The 6,633-nt window shown below is 70.4% G+C and carries 7 protein-coding genes; 2 read left to right on the top strand and 5 right to left on the bottom strand.

The annotated features are described in order from the left end of the window. The 4 genes from FHS44_RS40450 to FHS44_RS35115 all read right to left on the bottom strand — a co-directional run. A partial coding sequence (locus FHS44_RS40450; protein ID WP_221461655.1) for a hypothetical protein occupies positions 1-238 on the bottom strand: 238 nt, incomplete at its 3' end. A gap of 103 nt (positions 239-341) precedes the next feature. Further along, entirely contained in the window at positions 342-1,001 is a 660-nt protein-coding gene (locus tag FHS44_RS35125; protein WP_184723248.1) for a DUF6192 family protein, read from the bottom strand. Between the two features lie 696 nt (positions 1,002-1,697). Beyond that, complete coding sequence (locus FHS44_RS35120) at positions 1,698-2,531, bottom strand: Vgb family protein (RefSeq protein WP_184723245.1); 834 nt, start codon at positions 2,529-2,531, stop codon at positions 1,698-1,700. After that, positions 2,525-4,018, bottom strand: a complete 1,494-nt coding sequence (locus FHS44_RS35115) for an ABC-F family ATP-binding cassette domain-containing protein (RefSeq protein ID WP_221461654.1) — start codon at positions 4,016-4,018, stop codon at positions 2,525-2,527. The genes FHS44_RS35120 and FHS44_RS35115 overlap by 7 nt, the downstream gene beginning before the upstream one ends. A 55-nt stretch (positions 4,019-4,073) precedes the next feature. On the opposite strand from FHS44_RS35115, the gene FHS44_RS35110 reads away from it, so the two are divergent. Both FHS44_RS35110 and FHS44_RS35105 read left to right on the top strand, forming a co-directional pair. Beyond that, positions 4,074-4,658 carry a TetR/AcrR family transcriptional regulator gene (locus tag FHS44_RS35110; RefSeq protein ID WP_221461653.1) on the top strand — a complete coding sequence of 195 codons (585 nt, stop codon included), beginning with the start codon at positions 4,074-4,076 and terminating at the stop codon, positions 4,656-4,658. 350 nt (positions 4,659-5,008) lie between these two features. After that, positions 5,009-5,539 (top strand): hypothetical protein, encoded by a 531-nt coding sequence (locus FHS44_RS35105; protein ID WP_184723242.1) that lies wholly within the window; start codon positions 5,009-5,011, stop codon positions 5,537-5,539. A 20-nt stretch (positions 5,540-5,559) separates the two neighbouring features. Here FHS44_RS35105 and FHS44_RS35100 read toward each other — a convergent pair whose 3' ends face one another. Beyond that, complete coding sequence (locus FHS44_RS35100; RefSeq protein ID WP_312863941.1) at positions 5,560-6,606, bottom strand: methyltransferase domain-containing protein; 1,047 nt, start codon at positions 6,604-6,606, stop codon at positions 5,560-5,562. Between the last annotated feature and the right edge of the window lie 27 nt (positions 6,607-6,633).

Raw genomic sequence — 6,633 nt, 5'->3', positions numbered from 1 at the left:
GGGGCCGACGACCAGAGAGATTCAGCAGCGGCGGCCGCGATCTCGCTGCCCGGTGTGCGGGCGAACATGGTGGGCGGGTCTGCAAAAGCGCGCCGGTGTCTTTGATCCAGAGCAGGCCCTTGCGGACGTAGTAGACGCTCATGCCGGTGGCGATCGCCAGCTGCTTGAGCGTCAATCCGGCAGGGCGGGCCTCTATCAGCGCGACCCGGACGCGTTCACCGCGGACGTTGGCGGGCAACCGGGCCCGCTGTCCGCCGCCGCGCCGGCCCGAGCGCCGGTCGGGGTCGCCCTGACCTGGAGTGCCCTGACCTGATGAGCCGGGCATGACGCGCGGTGCCCGCTCACGCCGGATCGGGGCCGGGATTGCGGAGCAACGCCGCCAGGCTCTCCTCCAGCGTCGTGTCGCCGGTCTCGATCGCATGCTCGACCCAGTCCGCCGCCGCGCGGACCTGGCGCAGCCGATCACGCACCGCCTCCTGCTCCTGCTCGGTGAAGCGGTGCCCGTTCAGCTGCGGCATGGCCCGCTCGATGGAGGAGGCAAACAGCGCGCAGGCGGCGATCAGGTCGACGAACTGCAGCGGGCGCACCACCTCCCGCAAGATCGGGGCCACCGGCTGGATGTTCCGCTCCATCCCCTGGAAGGCGTGGTCGACCTGCGCGCGGTTGACCATCTGCTTGGCGGTGTCGTCGGCCATGGCCTTGAAGGCCACGTCCGGCCGGTGCAGCAGGTCGGTGACCACTCTGGCCGCCACCTGCTCATCGACTACCAGCTCGTGCACGGCCTCGACCTTCTCCTTGACGGTGAAGGGGTGATCGACCTGGAAGCCGCCCACCCGCTTGGCCGCGTCCGGGGTCCAGCGATACTGGCCGGTGCGCTCGTCCAGCGGCGCCGTCTTGATCAGCTCCCACCGGCGGGCCTCGTCCGGGAGGGAGGCGAGGATCTTGCGCACGGTGTGCGAGACGCCCGCCTGGCGGTGCTCGACCGGCCAGCGCGAGGACACCCAACGGTGCGACTTGAGGGTGTGGACGTTGATGCCGACTGGTCGTAGCGTTCGGGGGTCACCTGTCCGATCTTGTTGTCGACGCTCACGGGGATGGCCATCCCTCGCTCCTCTCACGGTGTTCCCGGATGCCCCGGGAATGACTGACCGTGAGTGTGCTCGTGATCGCATCATGTGACAATGGGCTGGATATAGGACCATTCCCCTGCGGACAGACTCACGCAAAACCCGTCGATTGATCCGTTCGCATCGGCGTCACCGTGACGCCCTCCCGAACGGCTCTGCGGCGCCGCCACGCCCGCGTACGACATCCCGGACTGCAATAGATCGCCGTCGTCTGACGCTCGACACCGACCACCCACTTCGCCCCGCACTCCGGACAGCACGCCCGGGCCGCCGGCGAGGTGTCCAGCACCGCCGGCACCCGGGCCCTGGTCTGCCGCACCCACCGCCAATGCCGGGCCCGGCATGACGAGCTGTAAAACCGCGCATCGCGCCGTATCCAGCCCGGCAGGATCTCACCACACCCCGGGTACCGCCGCTGAGGCTTCTCCGCCACCTCACCAGGGTGCTCCGAGTCCGCCCCAACGCGCCATGACCGTCGCCGGGGAAGATCAAAAGCTTAGGAACAGGCACTTACGGGCTGGTCACGAGGCCGCAGGTCCGCAAGCCCGTGGCCGATACCGGCCATCCCGCTCAGGCCACTCTCACCAGGGCCCCGGACTCCATCGCGACCCAGATCGCGCCGTCGGGGCCGACCGTCAGCCCGTGGGGTTCGGCGCCCTCCAGGGGATACTCCTCGATCTTGCCCTCGACGGTGACGCGGCCCAGTTTGCCGATGCCCCACTCGGTGAACCAGAGGGCGCCGTCCTGGCCGGTCACGATGGCGTGCGGCCTGGCGGCGCGGTCGGGCAGCGGGAACTCGGTGATCGTCCCGGAGGTGTCGATTCGGCCCACCTGACCAGCGCCGATCTCCACGAACCACAGCGCCTCGTCCGGTCCGGCGCAGATGCCCACCGGGGCGGCCCCCGGCGTGGGCAGGCCGTACAGCGTCACCTCGCCTTCGACGGTGATGCGGCCGATCGCATTGCCCTGATTGAGGGTGAACCAGAGCGCGCCGTCGGGCCCCGCCGCGATCGCCGACGGCATCGCGCCCTCGGTGGGCAGCGGGTGCAGGGTTACCTCGCCCGTCGCGGTGACGCGCCCGATCCGGTCCCCCTGGAGCTGGGTGAACCACATGGCCCCGTCCGGCCCTGCCGCGATGCCGTACGGCGACGGCACCTCGAAGGCGGTGACGGTGCCGTCCAGGGTGATCCGCCCGATGCGGCCCCCGACGAACTCCGTGAACCACAGCGACCCGTCGTGCCCCGTGGTGATCACCGTGGGCTGGCCGTCCGCAGGATCGAGCTGGAGGAACGTGGGTTCCTCGCCCGGCACGACCCGGCCGATCCGCCCCTGATGGACGAGCGTGAACCACAGCGCGCCGTCGGAACCGGTGACGACGCCGTAAGGAGAACCATCGATCAACATACGCAACCCCCTGAGAGTGAGATCTCCGTGCCGGTGAAACGGCGCCGCAGTGCCCGGTCGTGCGTGGCCACCACGAGCGCCTCTTCGAGCTCCTCGACCAGCGTGAGCGAGAGGTGGTTGGTCGGCTCGTCGAGCAGCAGCAGGTCGTGCTCGCCCGCCAGCAGTACGGCCAGGGCCAGCCGCCGCCGCTGTCCCACCGACAGTGCGCCCACCTTGAGGTCGAGCGCCTCGGGAGGGAACAGGCCGGTCGCCATCAGCGCCTCCGCCTCCCCGCCGTAGGTCTCGGCGACCGTCCTGTCCGGGTCGAACGTCACCTCCTGCGGGAGGTAACCGGCCCGCGCGCCCGCCTCGGCCGCGAGCGCGGCGAGAAGCGTCGACTTGCCCGCGCCATTGGGCCCGTGGACCAGCAGCCGGTCGCCCGCCGCGATCCGCAACCCGTCGAGCCGCACAAGCGTGCCCGTGCGCGTACCGGTGGGCGCGAACGCGCCGTGGAAGCGCAGCGGCCTGGGCGGGCGCGGGACCGGGTTCTCCTCCAGACGGCGCAGGCGCTCGGTGGCCTGCCGTACACGCGAGGCCACCGAACTCTGCACGCGCCCGGCGTTGCGGTCGTAGGCCATCTTGTTGTTGTCCTTCATGACCCGGCCGACGGCGACGCGGTGCGCGGTGGTCGCGGCGAACTCCCTGACCTGCCTGACCTCCTCCCGCCAGTTGGCGTGGGCCTGCTCCCGGCGCAGCCTGGCCGCCGCCTTCTCGGCGAGGAAGCCGGTGTAGCCGCCGAACCTGGTCGTCGTGCCGCCCTCGACCTCGATGATCGCCGTCGCGACCCGGTCCAGGAAGATCCGGTCGTGCGAGACCGTCACCACCGTGCCCCTGTGCTCGCGCAGCCGATCCTCAAGCCAGGTCATCGCCGCCTCGTCGAGATGGTTGGTCGGCTCGTCGAGCAGCAGGATCTCCGGCGAGGCCGCCAGCACGCAGGCCAGACCCAGCCGTGCCCGCTCGCCGCCGGACAGGCTCGACAGCACGCGCGAACGCTCGATCCGGGCCAGGCCCAGGCCGTGCATCGCCTTGTCCACGCGGGCGTCGGCCTCGTATCCACCCCTGGCCTCGAACACGGTGAGCAGCTCGCCGTACCCGTCCATGTCCTGCGCCTCCGCGGCCTGTTGAAGGCCGCGTTCGAGCGCACGCAGCTCGGCGAGGGCGGCGTCGATCGCCTGCTGGACGGTATGGTCGCCCGGCAGGCCGAGGGTCTGGCTCAGGTAGCCGACGCCACCGGCCGCGGAAACCGTCACCTCGCCGTCGTCCGGCCTCTCCACCCCGGCGATCACGCGGAGCAGCGTGGACTTGCCGGAACCGTTTTTGCCGACAATCCCCACGCGCTCGCCGGGGCGGACGCTGAAGGTGATTCCGTCGAGGACCCGGCGCTCGCCGTACGCCTTCGAGACTCCCCTGAGGGAGAGCTGTGTGGTCAGGAAGAACTCCAATCGCAACTCGTGTAGCTTTAAGCTAGCGGAAGAGTGGGACTTAACGCAACTGGAGTAGACTTTGGAGCAGCGTCCCGGTGGTCGCAGCGCCCGCGTGCGCGACGCCGTACGGCAGGCGACCCTCGCCGAACTGGCCGAACAGGGCTACGGCGGACTGACGGTCGAGAACGTGGCGATCCGCTCGGGCGTCCACAAGACGACCGTCTACCGCCGCTGGGGGAGCGTGGAGGGGCTGATCGCGGACGCGCTGGGGATCGCACGTGAGGAGCCCTGGCCGATACCCGACACCGGTTCCTTCCAGGAGGACCTGCGGGAGATCGTCCTGCTGGTGCAGCGCGGCTTCGCCGACCCCGTCGCCGGGCCGATCTCCACCGCCTTCGTCACGGCCGCCGCGCAGAGCGGCGACGCCGCGCGCTCTCTGCACGACTTCTTCACCGCCCGCCACGAGCAGGCCGCCGAGGTCGTACGGCGGGCCGTCGAGCGGGGCGAGGTGCCCGCGGGCACCGACGGCGCCGAGGTGATCAGGATGGCCGTCGCCCCGATCTACTACCGGCTGTTCGTCACCCACGAACCGGTAACCGAACACGACGCGATCCGCGCCGCCGACGCCGCCACCGTCGCCGCCCGCGCGGGTGTCATCCGGTGACCATGCTCTGTGGGAGACCTGTCGGGCCGACAAACCGCCACCGCCAGGTTGGGTTTCGTCCGTCGACGCAACGGTCGGTGACCGCGATAGCCACACGCCTGACCTACTGGCAGGATCACGATCTGCGGTCAGGGCACTGGCCGACGGATTCCTGAAATTGCGGTAAATCCCCGATATATCGGGAAATTTCGTATATTTCCGTGCGGCCGTTTTATGGGCCCGGCGGGTGAGTTCTCCGGGCGGGTGACGGCCGTAAATCTCCTTATGGCAATCCCCTTTTAATAGGGATAGCCGGATTCGCGCCGGTCGCGGCACACTCGCCTCGACATTCGAATCCGGCAGGGGGAACCATGACGAGAACCGTCCTCACACGTATCGGACTGACAGCGCTGCTGGCCCTCGCGGCGCAGCCCCTCGCCTCCCCGGCCACGGCCGCCGAGACGGGCGCCTCGGCCGTCACCGTGAACTGCCGCTCCCTGCCCGGCTCCGGCTCCTTCTCCAACCCCCTGCGGCTCGGCGTCGTCCGAGGAACCGTCGTCGCCGTCGGCTGCCCACCGCTGTCCTCGGGCGCCGGGTACGTCAGCCGCTACTTCCTGTTCTCGACCACCCGCACCGCGGGCCGGGGCTCGGTGGCCGGTGCCCGCTTCCGGCTCTCCGGCAACCTCTCCGCCGTCCACCCCCGCCTGGCCTCCGGCGCCGTGACGGTCCTGCGCTCCCCCCAGCACGGCTTCTGGACCGGCTCCTCACCCAACTTCACCGGCCGCTACCTCCCCATAACCGGCCTCAACCCCGGCACCTACCGCCTAGGCGTGGAAAAACTCCGCAGCCCCCTGTCCTCCCTGTCCACCCCGTACTTCGACATCGTCATAGCCCTCGGCTGACGTCCGTTCAGCACGCTGGTTCAGCCGATGGTGGCCGTCCACCGGCCGCGTCGCAGGTGGATCGTTCCGTCCGGGGTGATGCGCGCGTGGGCACCGCGAAGCGGCAGCTCGCCGTGCTGGAGCCAGTGGTGCCGGACCTCGTCCAGCACGTCCCACAGACGGCGTGGCCCGCCCTGGTGCACGGTGGGCGGGTCATCCGACAGAGCGGTGGCGCGAGCCCACGACCCGTCGGCGTGAACCATCCGCGCCGTGCGCCGCCCGTCGTCACCCTCCTCGTAGTGGTGCTCGATGCCGGGGCAGACGACCTCCAGCATGGCGGGCAGGTCCCAGTTGTAGGTGACGTCCAGCACCGGGTACCGGCCCCGGGTGACCTCCTCCCCCTCGGCGTCCCACACGGTGTCGAACAGGCCGCGTATCCCGGGTGGATAGTCCCTTCCGGAACGGGTCGGCATGAACATGGCGCGATCCCATTCGACGCGGCCTTCGGCGCCGCCGTCGTCGCACTTGCCCGCGGTGACGATCAGCGACGTGTTCGCGATGACCGCCGCGAGCCGTCCGCCGGACCGTAGCGCCGCCAGCCAGCTCGCCGGAACCGGCCGCACCGACACCATGGAGACGATGCAGTCGTACTCGCCCGGCAGCGGTCCGGTCGCGTCGGCGGCGAGGACCTTCGGACGCAGGCCGACGGCGTCCAGCCGTACGGCGGCGGCCTCGACGAGATAGGGATCGACGTCGACGCTCGTCACCCGGCCGTCACCGAGCCGCCGCGCCAGCAGGGCCGCGCTGTAGCCCGAACCGGTGGCGACGTCGAGCACGTCCGCTCCGTCGTGGATCTCGGCGTGGCGGAACATCTGCACGACCAGGCTCGGCAGCGTGGAGGACGACGTGGGCCGCCCCTTGACCACCGTTCCCGCTTCGGCGTGGTCGGCATGGACCCCGGCGACCTGGGTGACGACCGTCTGGTCCTCGTAAGCCGTGTCCATCCACGCCTCGGCGTCGCCCGGACCGTCATGCAACTCCCAGGTGCGGCTGTAGGTCCCGGCAGGGGTGTCCCACCAACGCGGCACGAACAGATGCCGGGGAATGGAGGCGAC

The sequence above is a fragment of the Streptosporangium saharense genome (assembly GCF_014203715.1).
GTDB classification, from domain to species: Bacteria; Actinomycetota; Actinomycetes; order Streptosporangiales; family Streptosporangiaceae; genus Streptosporangium; species Streptosporangium saharense.
This window is presented reverse-complemented; position numbering and strand designations above follow the sequence as displayed.

Coding starts and splice junctions, on each gene's coding strand:
- FHS44_RS35105 (WP_184723242.1), top strand. CDS start 5,009: ATGACGAGAACCGTCCTCACACGTATCGGACTGACAGCGCTGCTGGCC.
- FHS44_RS35120 (WP_184723245.1), bottom strand. CDS start 2,531: ATGTTGATCGATGGTTCTCCTTACGGCGTCGTCACCGGTTCCGACGGC.